This is a genomic window from Blautia sp. NSJ-175, from assembly GCF_022867815.1.
Taxonomy (GTDB): domain Bacteria; phylum Bacillota; class Clostridia; order Lachnospirales; family Lachnospiraceae; genus Blautia; species Blautia celeris.
Genome location: NZ_JALIFQ010000016.1, coordinates 128,539 through 149,786, shown reverse-complemented (window position 1 = coordinate 149,786; position 21,248 = coordinate 128,539). Strand labels below are relative to the sequence as shown.

General features: G+C 47.3%; 20 protein-coding genes. 6 read left to right on the top strand and 14 right to left on the bottom strand.

Going from position 1 to position 21,248, the window contains the following annotated elements; translation table 11 throughout:
* Nucleotides 1-515: 515 nt before the first annotated feature.
* The 3 genes from MUB35_RS21890 to MUB35_RS21880 all read left to right on the top strand — a co-directional run bounded on the left by MUB35_RS21890 (nucleotide 516) and on the right by MUB35_RS21880 (nucleotide 4,529).
* Nucleotides 516-1,850, top strand: coding sequence for a sensor histidine kinase (locus tag MUB35_RS21890; RefSeq protein ID WP_244806845.1), 1,335 nt, complete (start codon nucleotides 516-518; stop codon nucleotides 1,848-1,850).
* Entirely contained in the window at nucleotides 1,828-3,423 is a 1,596-nt protein-coding gene (locus tag MUB35_RS21885) for a response regulator transcription factor (RefSeq protein ID WP_244806844.1), read from the top strand. Before MUB35_RS21890 ends, MUB35_RS21885 begins: the two co-directional genes overlap by 23 nt.
* Nucleotides 3,424-3,620: 197 nt before the next feature.
* Nucleotides 3,621-4,529: an AEC family transporter gene (locus MUB35_RS21880; protein WP_033139832.1), complete on the top strand. Its 909-nt coding sequence runs from the start codon at nucleotides 3,621-3,623 to the stop codon at nucleotides 4,527-4,529.
* Between the two features lie 59 nt (nucleotides 4,530-4,588).
* On the opposite strand, the gene MUB35_RS21875 is transcribed toward MUB35_RS21880, so the two are convergent.
* The 6 genes from MUB35_RS21875 to MUB35_RS21850 are packed head-to-tail and all read right to left on the bottom strand — an operon-like array spanning nucleotide 4,589 to nucleotide 9,750.
* Nucleotides 4,589-5,107 carry a cysteine hydrolase family protein gene (locus tag MUB35_RS21875; RefSeq protein ID WP_103731021.1) on the bottom strand — a complete coding sequence of 173 codons (519 nt, stop codon included), beginning with the start codon at nucleotides 5,105-5,107 and terminating at the stop codon, nucleotides 4,589-4,591.
* Nucleotides 5,108-5,153: 46 nt separating this feature from the next.
* Nucleotides 5,154-6,233 (bottom strand): butyrate kinase, encoded by a 1,080-nt coding sequence (buk, locus tag MUB35_RS21870; protein ID WP_244806843.1) that lies wholly within the window; start codon nucleotides 6,231-6,233, stop codon nucleotides 5,154-5,156.
* Nucleotides 6,234-6,247: 14 nt separating this feature from the next.
* On the bottom strand, nucleotides 6,248-6,913 hold the full coding sequence (locus MUB35_RS21865; RefSeq protein ID WP_103731014.1) for a DUF6320 domain-containing protein: 666 nt from the start codon (nucleotides 6,911-6,913) through the stop codon (nucleotides 6,248-6,250).
* 2 nt (nucleotides 6,914-6,915) lie between these two features.
* Entirely contained in the window at nucleotides 6,916-8,193 is a 1,278-nt protein-coding gene (locus tag MUB35_RS21860) for a hypothetical protein (protein ID WP_103731015.1), read from the bottom strand.
* Nucleotides 8,194-8,216: 23 nt separating this feature from the next.
* Nucleotides 8,217-9,197, bottom strand: coding sequence for an alpha/beta hydrolase (locus tag MUB35_RS21855; RefSeq protein ID WP_033139836.1), 981 nt, complete (start codon nucleotides 9,195-9,197; stop codon nucleotides 8,217-8,219).
* A gap of 10 nt (nucleotides 9,198-9,207) precedes the next feature.
* On the bottom strand, nucleotides 9,208-9,750 hold the full coding sequence (locus MUB35_RS21850) for a DUF2284 domain-containing protein (protein WP_054351500.1): 543 nt from the start codon (nucleotides 9,748-9,750) through the stop codon (nucleotides 9,208-9,210).
* A 210-nt stretch (nucleotides 9,751-9,960) separates the two neighbouring features.
* Here MUB35_RS21850 and MUB35_RS21845 point away from each other — a divergent pair, with 210 nt between their 5' ends.
* Nucleotides 9,961-10,599, top strand: coding sequence for a DUF305 domain-containing protein (locus MUB35_RS21845; protein WP_244806842.1), 639 nt, complete (start codon nucleotides 9,961-9,963; stop codon nucleotides 10,597-10,599).
* Nucleotides 10,600-10,944: 345 nt separating this feature from the next.
* On the opposite strand, the gene MUB35_RS30910 is transcribed toward MUB35_RS21845, so the two are convergent.
* Both MUB35_RS30910 and MUB35_RS21835 read right to left on the bottom strand, forming a co-directional pair.
* Nucleotides 10,945-11,013 carry a putative holin-like toxin gene (locus tag MUB35_RS30910; RefSeq protein ID WP_242980865.1) on the bottom strand — a complete coding sequence of 23 codons (69 nt, stop codon included), beginning with the start codon at nucleotides 11,011-11,013 and terminating at the stop codon, nucleotides 10,945-10,947.
* Between the two features lie 146 nt (nucleotides 11,014-11,159).
* Nucleotides 11,160-11,981: a helix-turn-helix domain-containing protein gene (locus tag MUB35_RS21835; protein ID WP_033139849.1), complete on the bottom strand. Its 822-nt coding sequence runs from the start codon at nucleotides 11,979-11,981 to the stop codon at nucleotides 11,160-11,162.
* A 115-nt stretch (nucleotides 11,982-12,096) separates the two neighbouring features.
* Between MUB35_RS21835 and MUB35_RS21830 the strand changes: the two genes are divergently transcribed.
* On the top strand, nucleotides 12,097-13,371 hold the full coding sequence (locus tag MUB35_RS21830; RefSeq protein ID WP_033139850.1) for a hypothetical protein: 1,275 nt from the start codon (nucleotides 12,097-12,099) through the stop codon (nucleotides 13,369-13,371).
* A 45-nt stretch (nucleotides 13,372-13,416) separates the two neighbouring features.
* Here MUB35_RS21830 and MUB35_RS21825 read toward each other — a convergent pair whose 3' ends face one another.
* Complete coding sequence (locus MUB35_RS21825) at nucleotides 13,417-13,569, bottom strand: hypothetical protein (protein ID WP_156120808.1); 153 nt, start codon at nucleotides 13,567-13,569, stop codon at nucleotides 13,417-13,419.
* A 99-nt stretch (nucleotides 13,570-13,668) separates the two neighbouring features.
* Nucleotides 13,669-14,664, bottom strand: a complete 996-nt coding sequence (locus MUB35_RS21820) for an Rpn family recombination-promoting nuclease/putative transposase (protein ID WP_244806841.1) — start codon at nucleotides 14,662-14,664, stop codon at nucleotides 13,669-13,671.
* Between the two features lie 1,169 nt (nucleotides 14,665-15,833).
* Here MUB35_RS21820 and MUB35_RS30530 point away from each other — a divergent pair.
* Nucleotides 15,834-15,956: a hypothetical protein gene (locus MUB35_RS30530; RefSeq protein ID WP_255786224.1), complete on the top strand. Its 123-nt coding sequence runs from the start codon at nucleotides 15,834-15,836 to the stop codon at nucleotides 15,954-15,956.
* A gap of 145 nt (nucleotides 15,957-16,101) precedes the next feature.
* Here MUB35_RS30530 and MUB35_RS21815 read toward each other — a convergent pair whose 3' ends face one another.
* From MUB35_RS21815 to hcp, 4 genes are all read right to left on the bottom strand, one after another.
* Entirely contained in the window at nucleotides 16,102-17,778 is a 1,677-nt protein-coding gene (locus MUB35_RS21815) for a carbon starvation CstA family protein (protein WP_033139852.1), read from the bottom strand.
* Nucleotides 17,779-17,944: 166 nt separating this feature from the next.
* Nucleotides 17,945-18,484, bottom strand: coding sequence for a hypothetical protein (locus tag MUB35_RS21810; RefSeq protein ID WP_033139853.1), 540 nt, complete (start codon nucleotides 18,482-18,484; stop codon nucleotides 17,945-17,947).
* Nucleotides 18,485-18,843: 359 nt separating this feature from the next.
* Entirely contained in the window at nucleotides 18,844-19,296 is a 453-nt protein-coding gene (locus tag MUB35_RS21805; protein WP_052099008.1) for a pyridoxamine 5'-phosphate oxidase family protein, read from the bottom strand.
* Between the two features lie 320 nt (nucleotides 19,297-19,616).
* Nucleotides 19,617-21,209, bottom strand: a complete 1,593-nt coding sequence (gene hcp, locus MUB35_RS21800; RefSeq protein ID WP_227245730.1) for a hydroxylamine reductase — start codon at nucleotides 21,207-21,209, stop codon at nucleotides 19,617-19,619.
* Between the last annotated feature and the right edge of the window lie 39 nt (nucleotides 21,210-21,248).

The window sequence follows — 21,248 nt, the reverse complement described above, 5'->3', positions numbered from 1 at the left end:
CTCTATTTGTCATGCAATTTTCAAGGTACTGATTGCGATGAATAAGTCATCGCCACTATACTCAAAACATCTCTGTTTTTGAAACTATTTATTGACTTTCTTTAATAGTTAGTCTTTTTCTGAGTGGTTTTATATTAGTCATCACAGCAGTCGCATTTTATAACACTGCTAAAAATGCGCTGGTTGAACACGCTACCTTATCCAGCCAACAGCAGCTTACAATCATCACCAACAATCTAAGTGAAAAAATAGGCCATATTTCCGACTATGCCATTACCCTGTCCATCAACAGTGATATTGGTGAAACCCTGAAGGAAAACCCCACGGTACCTGAAAACGCACTGTCACGCTTTTTTGTAAATTCCACGCTCACCAAACAGGCACAAAGAATTATTGGTTTACATAAAAATATATCTAATTGGGATATTCTTGACACAGAAAACAATTGGTATCACAGCAGCACGGATATCACAGAAGAATTGACCCCTTGCCTGTCACCGGAATTTCTGCAGGTATTGCAGACGGATCCTTCCTTCCACTTTTTAGGTCCTTATACGATTGACGGCACACCAACATTCGCCGCCTTAAAACCAGTTACGGACATTGACACCACAAAGTATCTGGGCACCGTCGCCCTTCTGATCCAGGAACCCAGCATATCCTCCGCCTTCCGGGACCTGCCGGACAGTGATCTGCGGAATTTTTACATAACGGACTCTGATAACAGGATATTGTCCTCCTCAACATCCGAGGGAATCTATGAATCTTTTGCCTCCTATACGGGAATCAGCACCAAAGAGATGAAGAAACTGGAAGATACGAATATGGCAACCGCCTATATCCACGGAACAGAGACACTGCTCATCAGAAAGGAATATCCCGGGCTGGACTGGTATGTGGTGAACCTGATACCTCTGCAGAATCTTACCATGGAGCACAGGACTGTGCTGCAGACCATTGTTCTCATATGCGTACTGCTGTTCATCCTCTCCCTGTTCTTCTCCATGCTCTGCACAAGGACTGTGACAGCCCCCATCCAGCGCCTGGCCTCCAAGATGGAGACAGCTTCCATGGGCAACCTGGATATATCCGCAAGCTATCACTCCAACGATGAACTGGCAGTTCTGTACAAGCAGTTCAACCTTATGATGCAGCGCATACAGACTCTGATCGATCATGTATATGAAGAACAGAGCGCAAAACAGGAGATGGAGATCCGGCTGCTCCAATCTCAGATAAATCCCCATTTCCTGTACAATACACTGAGTACTATCAAATCCCTGATCGAACTGGAGATGAATGAGACCGCCGTAAAAGCAGTGGCCGCAATGTCTGTCTTCTACCGGAATTCCCTTTCAAAAGGACGGTTCATCATTCCTCTGAAGCAGGAACTGGAATTGACAGAGCAATACCTGTACATACAGAGCCTCCGCTATATGGAATATGTAGATTATGAGTTCAACCTGACAGCCACATTTCCCATGGACCAGATCGACATACCTAAGCTTACGCTCCAGCCTATTGTAGAAAATATATTTGTCCATGCCCTATCCACAGAAAAATGTCATATCTGCGTCAATATAACCGAGGATGACGCAAACGTAGCAATAACCATAACCGACAACGGAACCGGTATTCCCCCAGAAAAGCTGAAAGAGCTGCAGACATCCATTTATTCCGGCAGTGTGGATGGCAGATCCTTTGGCCTTCCCAACATTCACCACAGGATCATACTGTTGTACGGAATGAACTATGGCCTTACTATAACCAGCCGGGAGAAAGAATTTACCGCAGTCACAGTAACTCTGCCCAAAGGAGGAGCAAAAGATGAAGACCCTGATAATTGTTGATGATGAGCTGTTTTTCCGCAAATCCATCTGCAGCCTCATCAAAAAACAGGAAAACTATGAGATTATCGGCGAAGCCAACAACGGAGCTTCTGGTGCTGAAATCATCCGGGAACTAAAGCCTGATATTGCCCTGGTGGACATTTCCATGCCTGTCATGGACGGCCTGGAGATGATCCGTTCCCTTGTTCCGGACTGCCGGACAAAATTCATCCTCTCCACAGGTTACAGCGACTTCGCCTATGCGAAGCAGGCCATTACTCTGGGGGTAAAGGAGTATCTTCTGAAGCCGGTGGACAACCGGGAACTTCTCGACTGTCTTGATAAACTGAGTCTGGAAATTGACAGCGAACGCCACAGACAGGATGTAATATCCGACTACTATCAGTCACGGAGCATCTACCAAAAACACATGGCTCTTAACTTCTTCAGCAAAGCCATATCAGGCGACTGCCAACCGGAGGAATTCGCCGTGCTGAAAAAGCAGGCAGAGCTGGAAGGCACAGACTGGTTCCTGGTACTCTCCCTGAAACTGAACAGCACCAATACCTCTGTGTGGAACTGGGAAACCGACCTGGCACTCTGTCATTCCATTATGGAAAATATCTGTACGGAAGTCCTTCACGGAACATATGAGCATCTTCTTTATGTGGATTACTCCCTTTCCCACCAGTATATTATCCTGGGGCTGAAAGATGGCTCCTGCCAGGTTCCCCGTCTGGAAGAACTGTGCGAACACCTGATAAAGCTGCTGAAGGATACGGTCCATATACCTGTGAGCATTTTCAGCGGAACACCGCAGCATGGTGCCCAGGGAATCAAAGCTTCCTATGAGGAGGCACTTTCTGCCCAGCATAACAGCAGCTATAAGAATCTCACGGTATTTAAGTATTACAGCCGGGAAGTCCTTTCCCAGGATATGGATATCACATCCGATATCTGCCGTGAACTTCTGCTTCTGCTGCGCAGAAAACAGGGAGAACAGGTGATCCAATACATCTGCAGCACCTTTGACAGAATGCAGGAGACGAACTGCCATATCCGCAAGACCCGGCTTACGGCTGCCTTATTTATCACAGTGCTGGATGATTTCATTACGGAATGCGGCTGTTCGGACATGGAATTTACAGAACTGCAGAATGCCCTGGATTCCTACCGTAACTGCGAAAATATTGACCAGCTCAAAAAGCTGATCACAGACACCTACATCTCCGCTTTAGAACGTTTCGGAAAAAATACGGAGTCCGGCAAGACTCACCTGATATCGGATATCCAGGATTATATTGGTCAGCACTACATGGACCCTGAATTAAGACTGGAAACCATTGCCGCCCATTTTTTCGTCAGTCCCCAGTACCTGAGCACACTGTTCAGCCAGGAAAGCCACAGTACACTGAGCAGCTACATCAATACTTTCCGAATGCACAGGGCCAAGGAATTTCTGCTGCAGCAGTCTCCTTCCATACAGAATACAGCGGCACTGTGTGGTTTTACGGATGCAGGGTATTTCAGCAAGTGTTTTAAAAAATTTTACGGGATATCGCCTAAGAACTTTTTGGCACTCCGGTCCTCCTGAACATGCAGGGGAACTTCCGGCTGCCGGGCGCGGAGCAAACAGCGGCTATTTCTGTGTGAAAAACGGTTGGATATTGCCAAACCCTTTCTTTTGTGCTAATTTAAGTAGTATTGAAAAAGAAAGAGCAGCTTTTTTATGTACGGCCAGCGCAGCAAATGTGCAGGCCTGACCAAATAGCTGCGAGAAAGGACCAAAAAATGGCAGACATACTAACCAGGGCCGCTGCACTTATCTGCATGATTGCCCTGGCGTTTACATTGAAAAAGATACATATTTTGAAAAAAGAGGACTTCCGTGTGGTGTCCGCACTGGTGGTTAAGATCACACTGCCGTGTGCCATCATCAATAATTTCAGCCAGATGGATTTTGACACCTCTCTCTTTTTTCTGGTTCCCATTGGATTTTGCGGAACCCTCTTTCTGATCGGAACGGGATATTTTATGGCGAGAAAGAAAAGCCCGGATGAGAAGGCTTTTCAGATGATCAACCACTCAGGGTTCAACATCGGCACCTTTGCCATTCCCTATCTGCACAGCTTTGTAGGTCCCTCCGGGGTGATCGCCGCTTCCATGTTTGACATCGGCAATTCCCTGCTGTGCACAGGCGGAACCTATGCCTTGGCCTCCAGTGTGCAGAACCCGGATAACAGAACCACCATAGGCTCCCTGTTAAAAAAGACCTTTTCCTCCGTACCCACCCTGACCTACCTGCTCATGACACTTTTAAGCCTGCTGCATCTCAGGCTGCCGGGGGGCATACTCACCTTTGCGGGAATCGGGGCGGAGGCAAACGCATTCATGGCTATGACAATGCTGGGAATCGGCATGGAACTCACCTTAAACCGCAGACATTTTTCATCCATAACCCGTATCTTAAGTGTCCGCTACCTGGTGGCCCTCATATTCTCCCTTGCCGCCTGGTTTCTGCTTCCCTTTGACAGAGCCCTGAAAAAAACACTGGTCATCCTGCTCTTCTCACCGCTGGCATCCTTTGATCCGATCTTTACGGAAAAATGCGGGGGTGATGTGGGACTTTCCAGTGAGATCAATTCCATCAGTATTATTATCAGCATTGTGTGTATGACACTGCTTTTGATCATTTTGTAAAAAATAACGGTGAACATAGCTGCCTTCCGGGTACGCTGTGTTCACCGTTTTCATTTTCTCTATCCAACCTGAATCTGGCAGACCTTCATGGCCTCCAGTGCATTCTCATGGCTCTCTTTTGTAACTCCCGCGCAGCAGGACGCATCCACAGAGATCACTGCCTCGGGGAGCGCGGCTTTCAATATCATGGCATTTGAGATAATGCAGATATCTGTGCACAGACCCACAAGTTCAATCTCATCATACCCTTCCTTTCCTGCCAGATGCGCAAGAACCGTACTTCCAAATGTAGGCTTCTCCACCAGTCTGCATCCGGCTGCAAGCCTTCTCAGCTCCGGTATCAGCTCCCACCCTTCTGTATCCCTGATGCAGTGCGGAACGGGCAGATTCTTTCCCTCCTGGGTGTCCATGTAATTCTTCTCATGTGTATCAAGGGTGAACACCACTGTTTTCCCCATCGCCTTAGCTTCTTTGACCTTTTTAACCACATTTTCCACAATGGCTTTGGCTTCCGTTGTGCCCAGAGCACCGGTCACGAAATCAACCTGCATGTCAACCACCACTAATAACTGCTTCATTGTCCTCATCCTCCATTTCTCATATGATACCACAGAATATCCGGCTTTACCCATAAAGGGCATCCCTGTAAATATTGGCTTTCTCCTGTCCCTGCAGGATCCGAAGGGCGCCGTAGACCAATGCCTCCAGTTCCATCTCACCGGGCATGATCCTGACCGGTCCCAGGAAATCAATATAATCGGTGATCCAGTCTGTCAGCATTTTGGAGTGTGCCATACCGCCTGTGAGAATTATGGCATCCACATTCCCCTTCAGTGCAGGGGCAAGCTGTCCGATCCCTTTTGCCACCTGATAGGCCTGCGCCTCATACAGAAGCTCAGCCTTTTCATTTCCCTGACGTATCATTTTCTCGATTTCCCGGCAGTCATAGGTTCCCAGATACGCTTTCAGTCCCCCGTCTCCGCGGATTTTCCGCATCAGCTCTGCCTTGGTATATTTCCCGCTGTAACACATGTCTACAATATAAATAATGGGCACACTCCCGGAACGCTGCGGGGAAAAGGCTCCGCCGTCGTCACTGAGGGCATCCACTATTTTCCCGTGTCTGTGTGCTGAGAAAGAGATCCCGCCGCCCATATGCGCCACCAGAAAATTCATCTCCTCATAGGACTTCCCCGCTTCCTCCGCTGCCTTTCGTGCCATTGCCTTACTGTTTAACACATGGCAGAAGCTCTGCCGCACCACCTCCGGAATGCCGGTGATACGCGAAATTTCCATAAATTCATCCGAAGACACCGCATCATAAATGTAGGCGGGAATCCCAAGCGGTGTAGCCACCGCATCTGCGATCAGTGCGCCCATATTTGATGCATGGGGACTGATGGGGCCTTTTAAGATTCTGTCTTTCATTGCCTGATTCACGGTATATCCGCCTGCTTTTACAGGAGGAAGAAGTCCGCCCCGGCCAACAACAGCGCTTAACTGTTCCACCTGATAGGAATGTACCTCCAGACAGGCCAGAACCATATCTCTTCTAAAAGGGAACTGTTCTTCTATATCCGGATAGCTGTCCAGAAACGCAGGATCATGCTCAATGTCTTCCCGGAACATTTCCTGCCGGTTTCTGAATACAGCTATTTTCGTAGATGTGGAGCCCGGATTTACTGCAAGTATATCGTATACCATTTCCTTACCTTCCTTTACAAATGCGTCTTTTTCCTCAGCTCCTCGCCCAGGGCCCTGCCCTTAAATATAGCCAGCGCGGACAACATGAGCACCGCCCCTGCCACACACAGCACCGACGGAAGCCTCACGCCGACTGCGCCGCACAGAAGAAGAATCAGGGGAATCAGACTTCCCACGGACACTATGACCATGTAAATCATATAATGTGAGACCGGCGCCCTGGTCACGAACACCACCACCCACAAGATCACATAGACAGCCAGCAGCACAATAGGTATCCCGAAATCCACAGACCATCCTCTCCACCCTGTAATAAAATCCCAGAACAAAAAGACTGCCCACAAAAGCACTGCCTCCCAGACTGCATTCTTGAACAGATTCCTGCGCTTTACGATAGCGACCGCTGACAGGATCCACATGCAGCCCACACCGGCCAGCACATAGCCTGACCAGAAACTGTGAAAACCCATGGTCCAGTTCACAGAAACCGCAGCAACACATACCGCAATGCAAACAAAAGAAAATATGCGGAATCCCATGGCCATGCGGGAGTTTTCCCTGGTGAAATCCGGGAACATCTGATTCTCTTCCTCCGGGATTCCCTCCAGATTCCCCTGGCAGAGAGGGCATTTTCTGTGGGGATTCCTGACTGTAATTTTGCAACGTTTACAATACTGCATCCTCAATCCCCTCCTTTTTCCCCGCCCAGTGCTATGATCTCCACCGGGATACCCTGTCCGGTCAGCATCCGGAAGAAATTCCGTTCAATCCTTGTATTTGCATAACCGGATGTGAAGCTGACAGTCAGCCTGTCTTTCCAGGAACACATACACAGCTCCATTTTAGGTGTGCTGGTGTAAAAGTCAAACCAGTCGATATAGGGTTCACACTCCCGGGGCATCTGTATTTTTCCGATATTGGAGAAAACGGCTGTGTCCGCGGAGGTGGAAAAGGCAGCTCCGGCCTGCATGCCCCACAGTTTGAGGGGAAGGGGCAGAATACGCATAAAAGGATTTTTCTCCATCCGCATAAACCCGTTCATCCGGGCTGCGATGCGCTCCGGCGTCAGCTCCCTTTTGAAAAAATCCGAGGTGAACGCAATGACATCCTCCAGCTTTTCACTCTGTTCGGAAAAATTATATCCGATATCGATCCATCCAAAAAAATTCCGCACAGAGGAGGAGGGAAAGTAACTCCTGAGATTCACAGGTATCATAAGCGCCACCGGGCGTTTTTTCTGTCTAGGACTCATATCCATGGCAACCGCGCAGAGAAAAACAGCGGTAAGGTATACGGTTATGGTAGTCTGAAAACTGCGCGCAGCCCGGATCAGGGCATCTGTGGGCACAATTCCCTCCACAAGTCTCATCTGGCCGTATTCCAGGCGGTGATATTTAAGCTGATGGGATTTGTATTTCGGAATGTCCTTCACCAGCGCCTTGTCGGAATAGTATTTGTCAAAACTGTCCTCTGCCATCTCCTCATCCGTGGCATCTGCCTGTACCTGGGAGACAGGGCCTGTGACCATATCCGGATATGCCTCCATCAAGTAATAGTACACAAGGGTTCTGAGAAACTGAAGGGCCCCGGTGCCGTCCGTGAGGGCATGGTATGTCTCGAAATTTATGCGTTTTTTATAATACGTGACCTCAAACAAAAGATTTTTCTGGTCTCTCACATAGATCTGGCTGCAGGGCGGGCGGTATTCCTCCCTGACAACAGGCTTAAGCTCCGACTCCTCCAGATAATTCCAGAAAATGCCGCAGCGAAGGACACAGAGAAAAAGGCTGTAGTCCTCCATACACAGATCAAGGGCTTTCTGCAGCTTTACCTGGTCGATCTCTTCGGTGAGCTGACAGGAAAGCCGGAAGACGCGCTCATCCTTCTTCCCGCTGGTAGCAGGAAATATCTTTGCTGTATTCTCCAGGGTTCTCCACTTTTTTCTGCTGAAATGGGCCATTCTCTCACTTCACTTTCCATAACCTAACTTTTTAAAAATGCATTGATGTAATCATACGTCTCCCGCACAGCGGAATACACGGGTTCCAACAGGAAAAATCCATGGATACCGTCCGCGATCCGGTGCAGTGTCACATCCACGCCTGCTGCCTTCATCCGCCGTGCATAATCCTCCCCCTCATCCCGCAGCGGGTCCAGTTCCCCTGTGATCACCAGGGCTCTTGGAAGGTTTGAAAAATCCTCAGCCAGAAGAGGCGCAAAATAAGGGTTCTGCCTGTCCGCCTCACAGCTCTGGTAAAAATCCAGATAATCTGCCATGTTCTGTCTGGTCAGAAGATAATCCCTGCCGTTTTCCAGAACGGACGGATACGCATTTTCCTCACTATAATCATTATTGACACAGGGATAGATCAATATCTGTCTTTTCGGAATAAATTCCCCTCTGTCCCTGGCCATCTGGCAGACAGCGGCAACAATATTTCCTCCGGCGCTGTCCCCCATCAGGGTGATCTGGTCAGGTTCCGCATTTAAAATCGTCCTGTCTCCAAACACAGCCTTTGCCGCAGCATAACAGTCCTCTATCTGGGTGGGAAATCTATGCTCAGGTGCCAGAGGATAGTCTATAGACACTACCACATGGGCCGTGTTTTTCGCCAGGTTCCAACACACCCGGTTATAAGATTCCACGCTCTCTGTCACAAATCCGCCTCCGTGTATGTAGAGGATGACCGGATAGATATTGTCTGACATTTTGCCTGTATCAAGGGATTTATTCTTTTCCTGGAAGGCTTCGATATCCACGGTGTCGTAGGATTCCTCATTGGGAAAATAGATGCGCACAGGCACTTCCCTTCCTTCATTGTAGATCTTCGTGTCCAGTGTCCGGTAAAAGGGCTTGAAGGGATCCAGGATCTTCAGATTCATGATCCGTCTGGATTTCTGCAGGTCCAGTTTCGTCTCAGGGTCAGACAGCGCTTTCAATACCAGGTGCATTGCTTTATTCATAAATTTTCCTCTATTCTACTAATATACATCCAACCAGTGTCAGTGTCCCCGGACCGTAATAATAAAGAATATCATTTTTCTGGCACACCTCACTGACAAGCATGCCGTAGGCCTCCATTGCGGATGACTGGCGCTCCGGAAACCGGCACGGCGCATCGGGGTAAGTGCACTCCTTACAGTTTTCACAGGCCCCGTCTCCCAGAACAAGAGCACCGGGATATTCCTCACGGACCATCGCAGCAAACTTGTGGAATGCCTCCTTGTGGCGCTCGCCCAGCTCCTGCATCCCTTCTATATCAAAGCTGTCCTCCAGCTCCCCGGTCGTCTGTACGATCAGTCCTCCGGCGTATTTGTGGATCTGCTCGCTGCACTCTTCCAGTGTGCCGCATCCGGGCGGACAGACCCAGTTCTTATTGTAATGCTGACATTTGTTCTCCGCACATGCGCTGCGGACCTCACTTCTCACCTGGATCGTGGATGCATCCAGATCTCCTACGTGTGAAAAACCGCAGGAAAGCGCTTTTTGTTTTAATTCCTCATACTTTTCCGGCATTGTTTGCCCTCCTTTATCTGTGGTAGTTTCAGACAACTGTAATGAGCAGGTTTGACCTGTATTCTTATATTGATTGTTGCAGATAATCGGGCTGGTGTCAATGTGAAATGCTATTCATTATTTTTCTCATTTCCGGCAACACTATAAAATAAATCGTAACTTTTCAGCCATCTGAACAGTTCCGATCAATCAAACCATTGGAGGCCAGAAATGAAATTATGTAAACTTATCCCAGTATCCCTTGCCGCCTTTCTTCTGCTGACCGGATGCGGCTCCGGCAAATCCAACACCGAAGATTACCTGATGGAGGAAAATGCCATCATGGGCAGGATGATGGAGGAAATGGACAGTGCCCGGAACACCGGCAGCGCTGAGCTTGACTTTCTGCACGGCATGATTCCCCACCACCAGTCAGCCGTGGAAATGTCCAAAAGTTATCTGGAATACGCCGGAAAAGGCGGAGAGTTCAAAGGCCTGGCAGAAAACATTATAAGTGCCCAGAATAAAGAGATTGATCAGATGAACACCATGATAGAACGCTTTGAGAAAGCGGAAAGCCCTGATTCCGACAAGGAGGAGGCCTATCTGGAAGAATACCGCGCCATGATGGATACACACCACAGTTCCCACACAGCAGCTGAGACCACTGACCTGGAGGCAGCATTTGCCCAGGGCATGTCCATGCATCACCAGATGGCAGTGGATATGGCAGAGATCATCCTTAAATACACGGATGACGAGGAGCTGACCCGGTTTGCCGACAATATTGTCACACAGCAGGAAAAAGAAATTGACGAAATGCAGTCCTATCTGGATAAAAATACAGACAGCGGCAGCCATGAGCACTGATTTGCTCCTGTAAAATAAGATAATCACTTATCTGTTATTGATTTTTGATATCTCTGTGTTTGATTTTTTTGTATTATTATAAGTAATGTTACGGAATATAGAAATGGAGACAGTCTGTTTGGGAGTTAAAAAAACAACATGTAATAAGATTTCAAATAAATATGGATTATCGGGATCTTTAAATCCAAGAAAAACAATTGATTTTCCGTTGTTTTTTCTTATAACCTATGCTATATTATGTATAGAAAAAGGTTTAGCCATATCCATTTAGGTGGCAGCCTTATTGGATGATTGGAGTCCTTTGGACTTCCGCCTACCTTGTTTTTGGGAACAGGGTAGGCTTTTTTATTTCCGCTTGTTTCTACTCTCTATGTAGGCAAGCAGTGCTACGACAAACAAAGCAAAAGATATCATTAATGATATAGCTTCAAAAACTGTCATTTTCACACCACCTCCCTTCTTTTCAGTCAGGGAGGCTGCAACCCTGTATATGGCTAAATCTTATTAACAGTCTATCATGGGTACCGCAAACATTGCAATCTCTTTTTACACAGACAGCGCTACTGCCTCTCCTTATACTGCGTAGGCGTCATCCCCTTATTCTTCTTAAAAGCAATGCAAAAGCTATTCACACTCTGGAACCCACAGGCATATGCTATCTCCTTTACGGGCCTGTCCGTTGTCTTAAGATAATATCCGGCCTGCTGCAGGCGCACTGACACAAGGTAGGCATGGGGAGTCAGACCAGTCTCCCGTTTGAACAGTCTGAGAAAATAGGAGGCATCCAGGGATACATGATCTGCCAGCTCTTGAAGCGTAATATTGGACCGGAATCTTTGCCGTATATAGGATACTGCCCGCTCACACGGGGTCATTGACTCTGTATACGGCAAAGTATAATCAGGCATTCCCAAAAGAAAGGACAGCATATCCGTAATATATTTTGCCATCCATATTTCCTTGTAGGTTATCTTACTTTCCAGAAGCTCCAGCATATACCTGAGCGGCCGCAGCACCTGCGCCGCCTGCCTTCCTGTAAGCGAAAAAACATTGCCGCTCTGTTTTACTATCATATCATAATAGCTTCCGGCGCATCTGCCGTCAAAATGGATCCACTCTATCTCCCATCCGCTGTCCGAGCCGTAGGCGTGGGGCTGATAACAGTCTATCAGACATGCCTGCCCCTTGCTTAAATGATACTTCCTGCCGTCAAATTCCAAATATCCTTTCCCCTCCCGCACGTAAAAAAACAGGTAGCTGTCGTATGCATTTCTGGCAATATGGTAATCCCTTTCATATGTAAAATCCCCCAGACACAGCGGATACAGCACTTCTCTGCAGGCCGCTGTGGTGGGAACACAGAAGTATATTTTCTCTATCATCTTTCTCCTCCTAAATGTCAATTTTTTTATATAGAAAGTCAACTGCCGCTGATGAAATTCTCCCTTGTTTTTTATAGAATAACTATAAGAATACACCAGGCAAAGGAGAATGTAAATGAAATATGAAATAAGCGCCGAGGACAGAAAGATCCTCCGGGAGACAGCAAAAAAGCAGATGGATTTCGCCTGTCAGGAGCGCAACAAAATCCTGAAAGAAAAATGGTACCTCCACAATGCCCTCCGGGGCGAAACACCCATGGTTGTTCTGGAGTCATGGGGATTTAATGATGAGGTCATCACTCCACGCTTAAAATGTACCGGAGAATTTGCCAGAAAAACCGAGTTTGAGCTGTACCAGAACTTTGTAAACCAGGAGCTCTTTGACGATGACCGGGTAACGCCTGACCGCTTTGAGATGGGATACCATACGGAATTCAAGCTGTATGACCTGGACATGCACAAAGAATTCGCAACCGGCAGAGAGGAGGAAGACACCTCTGGTGTCAGCATGCGTTTTCTGCCTGTGATTGAAGACCTGGAAGATGACTTCCATAAAATCAAGCCCAGCAGATTTTCTGTAGATATTGAGGGCACCGAACAGGAATTTCAGCTTCTCACAGATACGTTTGGCGATATCCTGCCGGTAAAAATGAAAATGGACTGCCTCTACAGTGTCCCCACACAGTTGATCATCCATCTCATGGGAATGGAAAATATGATGCTGAATCTGGCACAGTATCCCGATCTCTTTAAAAAACTCATGGACCAGGCCGCTGATGACACGCTTGCATACTACGATATGCTGGAAGAAAACCATCTGATCCTGCCCACCACAGAGTACGAAAGCGTGGGACAGGGAACCTTCGCATTCAACCATGAACTGCCGGACACGCCCACTGTGGACGGAAGATACCTGACACGCCGCGATGTATGGGGCTACATGGACTCCCAGGAGACACTGAGTATCTCCCCTAAAATGTTTGAGGAGATCATCTTCCCGTGCTACGAAAAAATCGGTTCCCAGTTCGGCCTTCTGTCCTATGGCTGCTGTGAACCCGTGGACAGGGTCTGGGATAACTGCATCAGCAAATTCAAAAATCTCCGCAAAGTTTCCATCTCCCCATGGTGCAATGAAGAGTTCATGGGCGAACGCCTCCGGGGAAGCAGTATCATCTACCACAGAAAACCTGCAGCTACCTTCCTCGGTGTCAGCGGCAGGGATCTGGACGAGGAGGCTTTCCGCAAATATATCCGCAGAAGCCTTACCGCCGCCAGGGGCTGTAAGATGGAAATCACGCAGAGGGATATCTATACGATTGACAATAATGTACAGAAAGCCCGGAGATATATTCAGATCATCCGGGAAGAAATTGAAAATAACTGGAAATAGATATCTGCCCGGCCAGCGAGGCCGGGCAGATATCTTTTTGCTGTATCAGTTGATTTTATAAGTACCGCACCTGTCACCATTTCCTCTGTAAACAGAAACACTGCTGCAGTCTGCATCTATTATCCATTCATCTCCTGGTTTCAGATTCGGAATATTGCTTCTGCCGCACATCTCTTTATCGGCATTCATCCATTCCACATAATATCCTCTCATCTCGTAACAGGGCAGATCCTTTCTGCATCTGATGGCAGCCCTCCCTGCCTTCCATTCTATAGCAAATGAAGCGCACTCCTTTTGCTATGATTTGTGGGAAATTTCTTCCAAAATCTGAGCATTGCTGTAATCCGGATGTCTTTCCTGCAGTTCTGCAATTCTCATTACAAATCCCTCTTCCGCATCAAGCCAATGACAGATCGTTATTGCCGTAAGTCTTTTATTCAGCATTTTACGAATGATATTGACTTCCTCTTCCTTCTTTCCTTCTATCTTACCTTCTGTCTTTCCTTCCTCTTTTAACTCTTCTAATGCCCTGCACACTGTGATTCCCTCCTTCCCCTCATTTGCATCAATATCCTGCCCCAGCATTGTAAGTAACGCTCTGCTGGCCTCTGCAGACAATTCCTCCAGTTCCTTTCTATGTTTTTCTACATATCTTTGAAGATCTTTTTTATGGTTTCCGCACTTTAAAGTTTCCAATATCAATCTCCAATCACCCGGAAATTTACTCGGATCTATATTCCTGGGATCGATCAGATGTACTTTATATTGGGGGAAATACTCCTTTAACTCTGCCGCACCATCCGGCAGCCGGATCATCTCCTCCACTGTGAGCGGACCATCCCAGGGCCTGTCCCCATAATAGAAAACAATACTTACCACCGGCATGAGCTGTTCCCCTTTATGAAGTCCTGACAAAAACTCCGCTGGTGTTTTCAGATTTCCTGCTTTCCTGTTTTCTTTTTGTATTTTCTTCATCTGGTCTCCGTACTGAACGGAATCATATAAAAGCATGCGCATCGGCATCCCATAATGTATCTCACTCTGGTTTTCACAGATAAAGATTACATACATCGTGTGAAAATATGCCTGTTTAACCGTATCTCTTATCAAGGTTTTTTTATTGGATCTGCCATCGGCTTCCCAGGGAAGCTGATGAATCATTTCTCTCGGAAGCCGCTCTGCATATTCCGGCCTCAATACCTGTTTCCCTCCGAAAACCGCACCGTTCATAAAATCACAGAACACCTGGGGGTTATCAAAATACGGCGTAATATTATCATCCTTTACTCCCATTTTTCCTCCTTATATAATTTTCATTTTCCGGAAATCAACTGGCCGAATGGCCGGAATAGATAAATATACATGCTGCCTGTCGCGGCGATTTGCTGATTCCAGAATATCACAAAGAGGGTAACAGGGCAAATGAACTTTTTATAAATTCAATAAAAATACACGAAAACATTTTTATGTTATTATCAGTATATAATGCAACTATACATTTTGCAATACCATATTCACATATTAAATATTCCCCAAAGCTATACACCAAATGATCCTTAACAGCCCAAAATCACTGCTTTCTCGCATATATCACTGTAATATTGTCCATCAATAACCAGAATATGATATTCCTATTCAACAGGCAGGATAGTAAAATAATGGCAGAACAAATGGAACGGCGGATACCTTTCAGCCCCTCCGCCTTATCAAAAATAAAGAATCAAACATATGTCACAAAAATCACAAGTAAAAATCTGGGAAGCCCCCTGCGTTATCCCCACCAATAAAGTCTATCCCCCCGAAAAAAGCCCTCTTTTCATTGAAAAACGAGCCTACCAGGGCAACACCGGAAACTTCTACCCCCTTGCGGGGCTGACAGGCCCCTGGATCTCCGGCGGGATCGAGTTCAACCGGCCCCAGCACAGAAGACACTGGTAGGGTACAAAATATACCAGAAAGAACTGATGCCCCCCCAGCCAGCCGAGCCGCTGAAAGCGCCAAAGGACATGAACTCCCTGGAGGAACTGTATCTGGCCGCCTCTCATCTGGAGTAATACCGCCATGCCACCTGTGACCCTGCGGATTACTATCAGGAGGGACTGCGGCGTGACGCTGCAGATACCCACCTGAACAACGGCTATAACCTGCTTCTCTACCGCAGGGCCACATTCATGAGAACATTGCCCACTTCCAGGCTGCCGTAGACAAACAGACCATGAAAAATCCCAATCCCTATTCCGGAGAATATTATTTCAACCTTTGCCTGGCTCTGGAGGCGGACGGGCAGGATGAAAAGGCCTTTGATTCCTAGATCCGCACCTTAAAAGCCGCTGCTGTCGGTACCGGGAAGGCGCTTGAGGAATGGAAACGGCTAATGCGCGTAAAATACGAAAGCTGCCTCCTGTGATTATTGTTTTCCGAACAAAACCGAAGAGATTCGTGTTCTGGAGACGGCCATTCAAATGCTGAACTCTGCACCGATGGCAAAATATTACCTTGGAAATCTGCTCTACGATAAAAAACAGTATGACAGGGCAGCCCCCCTGCGGGAGGGCTGGAATATGACCAACTGGCAGCAAAACTGAACCAACCTGTAGAGCAGCGACTTGCCGTATCTGGACAGACAGGCTGATTATCAGGAAGCTATTATGCTCCTGGATAAATAAACAGAACACAAAAACCGGAAAACCACATTCTCCATATGGTTTTCCGGTTTTTTACATCCATTTCTTATGCCGTTTTAACGCTCTTTCCAAAAAGTGTTCTGATTCCATCAATAGCCATAATCACTGCCAGAACCACAATGGGCACAATCAGCACACATTGCAGGCCTTCCACCAGCGCCTGCCCTGTTCCGCCTGCCAGTTTCAGCACATTATTCTTAAATGTGAGTACCAGCGTGCTCAGGGTAGCTGCCAGCATAAAGAACATGGGGAAGTAGAACATCCTGTTGTTCTTCCCGATTCTCTTTAACCAGCATGACACAGCCAGGAATGCGGGCACAGATACAAGCTGATTGCAGGCTCCGAACAATGCCCATATCTTCTGATATCCCGCGATCGTCAGAAGGGCTGCGCAGGCAATTGTGATAACAGTCGCCACATACATATTGCTGAGAATATTCTTCTCCCCGTTCTTCTTTGAAGCAAACAGCTCCTGGAACAGGAAACGACCCAGACGTGTTGCCGTATCCAGGGATGTGAGGGCAAATGCGGAGATTGCCAGAAGAATGATCGTCTTCATGGTAGTCACAGCCATATCCCCCATTCCCATGTTTGCGAAAAAGGTACTGATTGCTGTTGCAAAGACAACAGGCGGCGTGCCAATCTCCGCATAGGCACCGTCGGAAGTCAGATAGCCCACTGCAATTAAAGCAATTACAGCGAGGACACACTCGATCAGCATGGAGCCATATCCGATCATTTTGGCATCCTTCTCACTGTTGAGCTGTTTTGATGTGGTGCCGGAACCAATCAGGCTGTGGAACCCTGACACTGCACCGCAGGCAACTGTGATAAACAGGAAGGGGAACAAGGTCTGTCCTCCGATATTCCATCCGGTAAATGCCTTGAGCTGTACATTCGGATTGGTAAAGAAAATACCAATGGCAGCGGCGATCATCATAAAGTACAGCAAAAAACTGTTCAGATAATCGCGAGGCTGCAGTAAAATCCACACAGGTGCCACTGAAGCGATAAATATGTAAATAAAGATGACCACGAGCCATGCTGTCTTGGAAAAGTAGATTGGGCATTTCAATCCCACAAAGATGCACAGCGCCAGAAGAAGGACACCCACAATTGTGGAGACACCCAGATTTACATTCTTCCGGTTCAGGAATCCGAATCCCACAGCCAGAGGAATGAACAGCATGGATGCCATCGCAACAGAACCGTTAGCTGCATTCTTCACCATCTCCCCGTCCGTATTTGCTGTAAATCCGGCAAATGTTCCTGCCACAATATCCGCAAACGCCGCAACGACCAGTATCAGCACCAGCCAGGCAAACACAGTAAAGCAGACTTTGGACTTGTAAGAAATATTTTCCTCTATCACCTCTCCCAGGGATTTTCCTTTGTGGCGGATGGATGCAAACAATGCGGAAAAGTCCTGCACTGCTCCAAAGAAAATACCGCCGATAACAATCCACAGAAGCACAGGCACCCAGCCAAAAATAGCTGCCTGAATGGGCCCGTTAATAGGACCTGCCCCTGCAATCGATGAAAAATGATGGCCCAGCAGCACAGGCGCTTTTGCGGGAACAAAGTCCACGCCGTCCTCCTCTGTGTGGGCCGGTGTCTCCCGTTTCGGATCCACGCCCCACTGCTTTGCCAGCCAGGAACCGTAGGTCACATAGGCAATCAGAAAAATCACAATTGCCGCACCCAGAATGATTACTCCACTCATAACTCTTTGCCTCCTCTTTTTTGATGAATATTTGATAATGAAAAAAATAGCAACATCTTTTGTACCTATTCAGCAGGCCTGCGCATTTACTGCACTGGCCGTAAAAAAAAGTTCAGCAGCGGGCAAAATTCCTATCACCAAAGGCGATTCTGCATGGATTTTGCTCCTAACTGTGAGGGTACTGAAAAGTTACCATCTTTTTATATCCTTTAATCAAATCCTTTGCCGCAGGATTACCGTATATCCTCCTGTTTTCCATATCAAGAAGCACAAGCCGCTCCTCTGAGAACCCTCTCACGGCAAAACGATAGTTTTTCCGGAACTTTAATTTTTTCAGTGTCTGTAATGTCTCAGGAGATACCGCTTTTTCTGAGACGAACACACCTGTCAGATATGTATACATGTGGTCCTTAACAGGCTCTGCCTCCCCTCCCCTGACCAGCTCCGGCTCCATATGCTCCAGGAGCTGCTCCTGGAAACGCAGAAGATCTCCAGCGTGTATCTCCTCCCTGCACTGAAAAAATGCGTGTTCAAAGCAGTGGGCACGCCACAGCTCCGCGCGTTTCACCAGCACATATTTGGCGCTGGTCATGCTAAACCCGGCATAGGCATCATAGACTTCACCGTGAAACTCATACGGCTCCTCCACATCAAAATTCGGCCGGTAAGTATCCATTATTTTATCAAGTACCATCTGTCCATTCATTTTATTCTCCACATGAAATCAGTATACGATTTAAAGTAATATCCTATTAACTTTATAAAGTAATTATAAAATTTGTATAAAAATATAACATTATATTCTCTTTTTTACAACCCCTTTGTTTCATTTTTCATATCTGTCATAACTTATGGTTATATCTTCTCAGCGCACAATAAGCACCGAAAAAAACCGAGAAACCACACTTTTCTATGCGGTATCCCGGTTTTATGCGGTATTTCTGAAGGCTGACGCCTGTTCCCAAACGGCGGTTACATAATCTGCTGCACATACTTTGAACCCTTAACGGACTTCAGCCTACTCTGCTGGAAACAGGGAAGGATTATGCCGGAAACAGTGCTGGCTCACTTGGCCTTCCCGGTTATTTCTTCTATATGAATCTTCCATACTCCCGTTATCTTAAGACTCCTCGCCACTTCCTTGTCAAATTGTCCCATATTTGCAGGCGTATGCCGTTCACAGAGGATTCTGAGTGCATGGATTTTTTCTTCATCCTCCGTCACCTCACAGATGGTTCCGTTTATGACTGCCGATTCATACAATGTGGTAAAGCTGTCCGTCTGCCTTTCCGTATCACCTACACAGACAAGGCATACCTGCGGATGCCTGTTTAAAATATCTATTTTTTTACCTGCCTTTGCCGTATGGAAATAGACGAAGTCTCCGTCTCTTACAATGGTCACGGGAACTGCATAGGGCATTCCCTCCTGATCTGTCATGGACAATACCGCCCATTCACATTTGTCTGTTACCTCCAAAGCAAATTCCCGTGATTTCTCCCTGTCTTTCCTTCTCATGTGAATCCTCCTTATCTTTTTGTACACAGTTTATAATTGTTCAGCCTTTGGCTGCCCCGCCGGATGCTGCCCTGAGATTTCAAGGCAATTGTAAGACAGATGTGCACAGACCACATAAAATGCAGTCTGTGCACATGCCTTTTTGCTGTAGAATTTTATAACCGGATAGCAGCCTGGCTTTTGTAAGGATGATTCTATCATATTCTCACAAAAATGTGTGATTTTTTATATAAATTTGGATGCAAACATGAGCATCAAGTCGTAGCCGCCCCCGGATTCCGGCGATGGCCGCGGCACGCTTCAGCACCACCAGACATTCATTATCCTAAAATCTTCTTCAGATCTTCCTCCGGCGTACTAACAGGCGAAATCTGAAAATTCTCCACCAGATAATTTAACACATTCTCAGAAACAAAAGCAGGTAATGTCGGCCCCAGATAGATATTCTTGATTCCCAGGTGCAGAAGTGTCAGCAGAATGCTCACGGCCTTCTGTTCATACCAGGAGAGCACCAGAGTCAGAGGCAGTTCGTTGACGCTGCAGTGAAAAGCTTCTGCAAGGGCGACTGCCACCTTGATAGCGCCGAATGCGTCGTTGCACTGGCCCATATCCATAAGTCTTGGCAGACCGCCGATCTCACCCAGGTCCAGATCATTAAAGCGGTATTTTCCGCATGCCAGTGTGAGGATAATGGAATCCTTCGGCGCCTTCTGTACAAACTCTGTATAGTAATTCCTTCCTGTTCTGGCGCCGTCACATCCTCCTACCAGGAAGAAATGGCTGATCTGTCCTGCTTTGACAGCCTCCACAACCTGACCTGCAGCACTTAAAATGGTATCGTGTCCGAAACCTGTAGTCAATGTGCTGCCCCCGTTGATGCCTGTGAACGTTTTCTCCTCTGTAAAACCGCCCAGCGCAGCAGCCTTCTCAATGACCGGTGTAAAGTCCCGGTCCTCGCCTATATGCACCATACCCGGATAGCTGACAACACCTGTGGTAAATACCCGGTCCCTGTAGCTGTCCTTAGGCGGCATAATGCAGTTGGTGGTAAAAAGCACCGGGGCCGGAAGTCCGGCAAACTCTTTCTGCTGGTTCTGCCATGCAGTGCCGAAGTTTCCTTTCAGATGCGCATATTTTCTAAGCTCCGGATAAGCATGGGCAGGAAGCATCTCTCCATGTGTATAGATGTTGACGCCTTTACCCTCTGTCTGCTCAAGAAGCAGTTTCAGATCCCTCAGGTCATGACCTGAAATGACGATAAACGGGCCTTTCTCCACTTTCATCTCCACTTTAGCCGGCGCGGGAATTCCGTAAGTCTCTGTGTTTGCCCTGTCAAGCAGCTCCATGCATCGGAAATTCACTGCGCCTGCCTCCATAACAAGAGGGAGCAGATTGTCCATATCCCTGTCCTCCCCGATGGCAGCCATCCCCTTGTAGAAAAATGCATTTACCTGTTCATCTGTATAACCCAGTACCATAGCGTGATAAGCATAAGCCGCTGTTCCTCTGAGTCCGAAAAGCAGGAGAGATTTCAGGGAACGGATATCCTCCTGGTCTTTCCAGAGCATCTCCATGGGATAGTCTGATGTGCGGCCGCAGGGTTCCTGGCAGGAATTACAGCCGGGTACATATTTTTCCTTCTCCTGATGCACGGCAGCAATCTGTTTTTTCAGGGATTCATCATCAAAATTAACATTTGTAAGGGTTGCAAAAAGTCCTTCCATCATCAGACGGTCTGTCTCCGGTTCTGCCTTATCCTCTCCCACGGCATGTGCAAGTCCAATCAGGGCGCCTGTCAGCTCGTCCTGAAGCTTTGCAGTGGTATCCTGCTTGCCGCACACTCCTCTGTTTCCTTTACATCCGCTGCATCCTGCAGTCTGCTCACACTGAAAACAAAACATTTTTTCTTCCATAATTGATTTCCTCTCTTTTCTTAACTTTTTTATTTGTAC

Bases quoted from the DNA above. Each gene is read 5' to 3' on its own strand.
- MUB35_RS21885 (WP_244806844.1), top strand. From the start codon at position 1,828: ATGAAGACCCTGATAATTGTTGATGATGAGCTGTTTTTCCGCAAATCC.
- MUB35_RS21880 (WP_033139832.1), top strand. From the start codon at position 3,621: ATGGCAGACATACTAACCAGGGCCGCTGCACTTATCTGCATGATTGCC.
- MUB35_RS21875 (WP_103731021.1), bottom strand. From the start codon at position 5,107: ATGAAGCAGTTATTAGTGGTGGTTGACATGCAGGTTGATTTCGTGACC.
- buk (WP_244806843.1), bottom strand. From the start codon at position 6,233: ATGGTATACGATATACTTGCAGTAAATCCGGGCTCCACATCTACGAAA.
- MUB35_RS21865 (WP_103731014.1), bottom strand. From the start codon at position 6,913: ATGCAGTATTGTAAACGTTGCAAAATTACAGTCAGGAATCCCCACAGA.
- MUB35_RS21860 (WP_103731015.1), bottom strand. From the start codon at position 8,193: ATGGCCCATTTCAGCAGAAAAAAGTGGAGAACCCTGGAGAATACAGCA.
- MUB35_RS21855 (WP_033139836.1), bottom strand. From the start codon at position 9,197: ATGAATAAAGCAATGCACCTGGTATTGAAAGCGCTGTCTGACCCTGAG.
- MUB35_RS21850 (WP_054351500.1), bottom strand. From the start codon at position 9,750: ATGCCGGAAAAGTATGAGGAATTAAAACAAAAAGCGCTTTCCTGCGGT.
- MUB35_RS21845 (WP_244806842.1), top strand. From the start codon at position 9,961: ATGAAATTATGTAAACTTATCCCAGTATCCCTTGCCGCCTTTCTTCTG.
- MUB35_RS21835 (WP_033139849.1), bottom strand. From the start codon at position 11,981: ATGATAGAGAAAATATACTTCTGTGTTCCCACCACAGCGGCCTGCAGA.
- MUB35_RS21830 (WP_033139850.1), top strand. From the start codon at position 12,097: ATGAAATATGAAATAAGCGCCGAGGACAGAAAGATCCTCCGGGAGACA.
- MUB35_RS21820 (WP_244806841.1), bottom strand. From the start codon at position 14,664: ATGGGAGTAAAGGATGATAATATTACGCCGTATTTTGATAACCCCCAG.
- MUB35_RS30530 (WP_255786224.1), top strand. From the start codon at position 15,834: ATGCTGAACTCTGCACCGATGGCAAAATATTACCTTGGAAATCTGCTC.
- MUB35_RS21815 (WP_033139852.1), bottom strand. From the start codon at position 17,778: ATGAGTGGAGTAATCATTCTGGGTGCGGCAATTGTGATTTTTCTGATT.
- MUB35_RS21810 (WP_033139853.1), bottom strand. From the start codon at position 18,484: ATGAATGGACAGATGGTACTTGATAAAATAATGGATACTTACCGGCCG.
- MUB35_RS21805 (WP_052099008.1), bottom strand. From the start codon at position 19,296: ATGAGAAGGAAAGACAGGGAGAAATCACGGGAATTTGCTTTGGAGGTA.
- hcp (WP_227245730.1), bottom strand. From the start codon at position 21,209: ATGGAAGAAAAAATGTTTTGTTTTCAGTGTGAGCAGACTGCAGGATGC.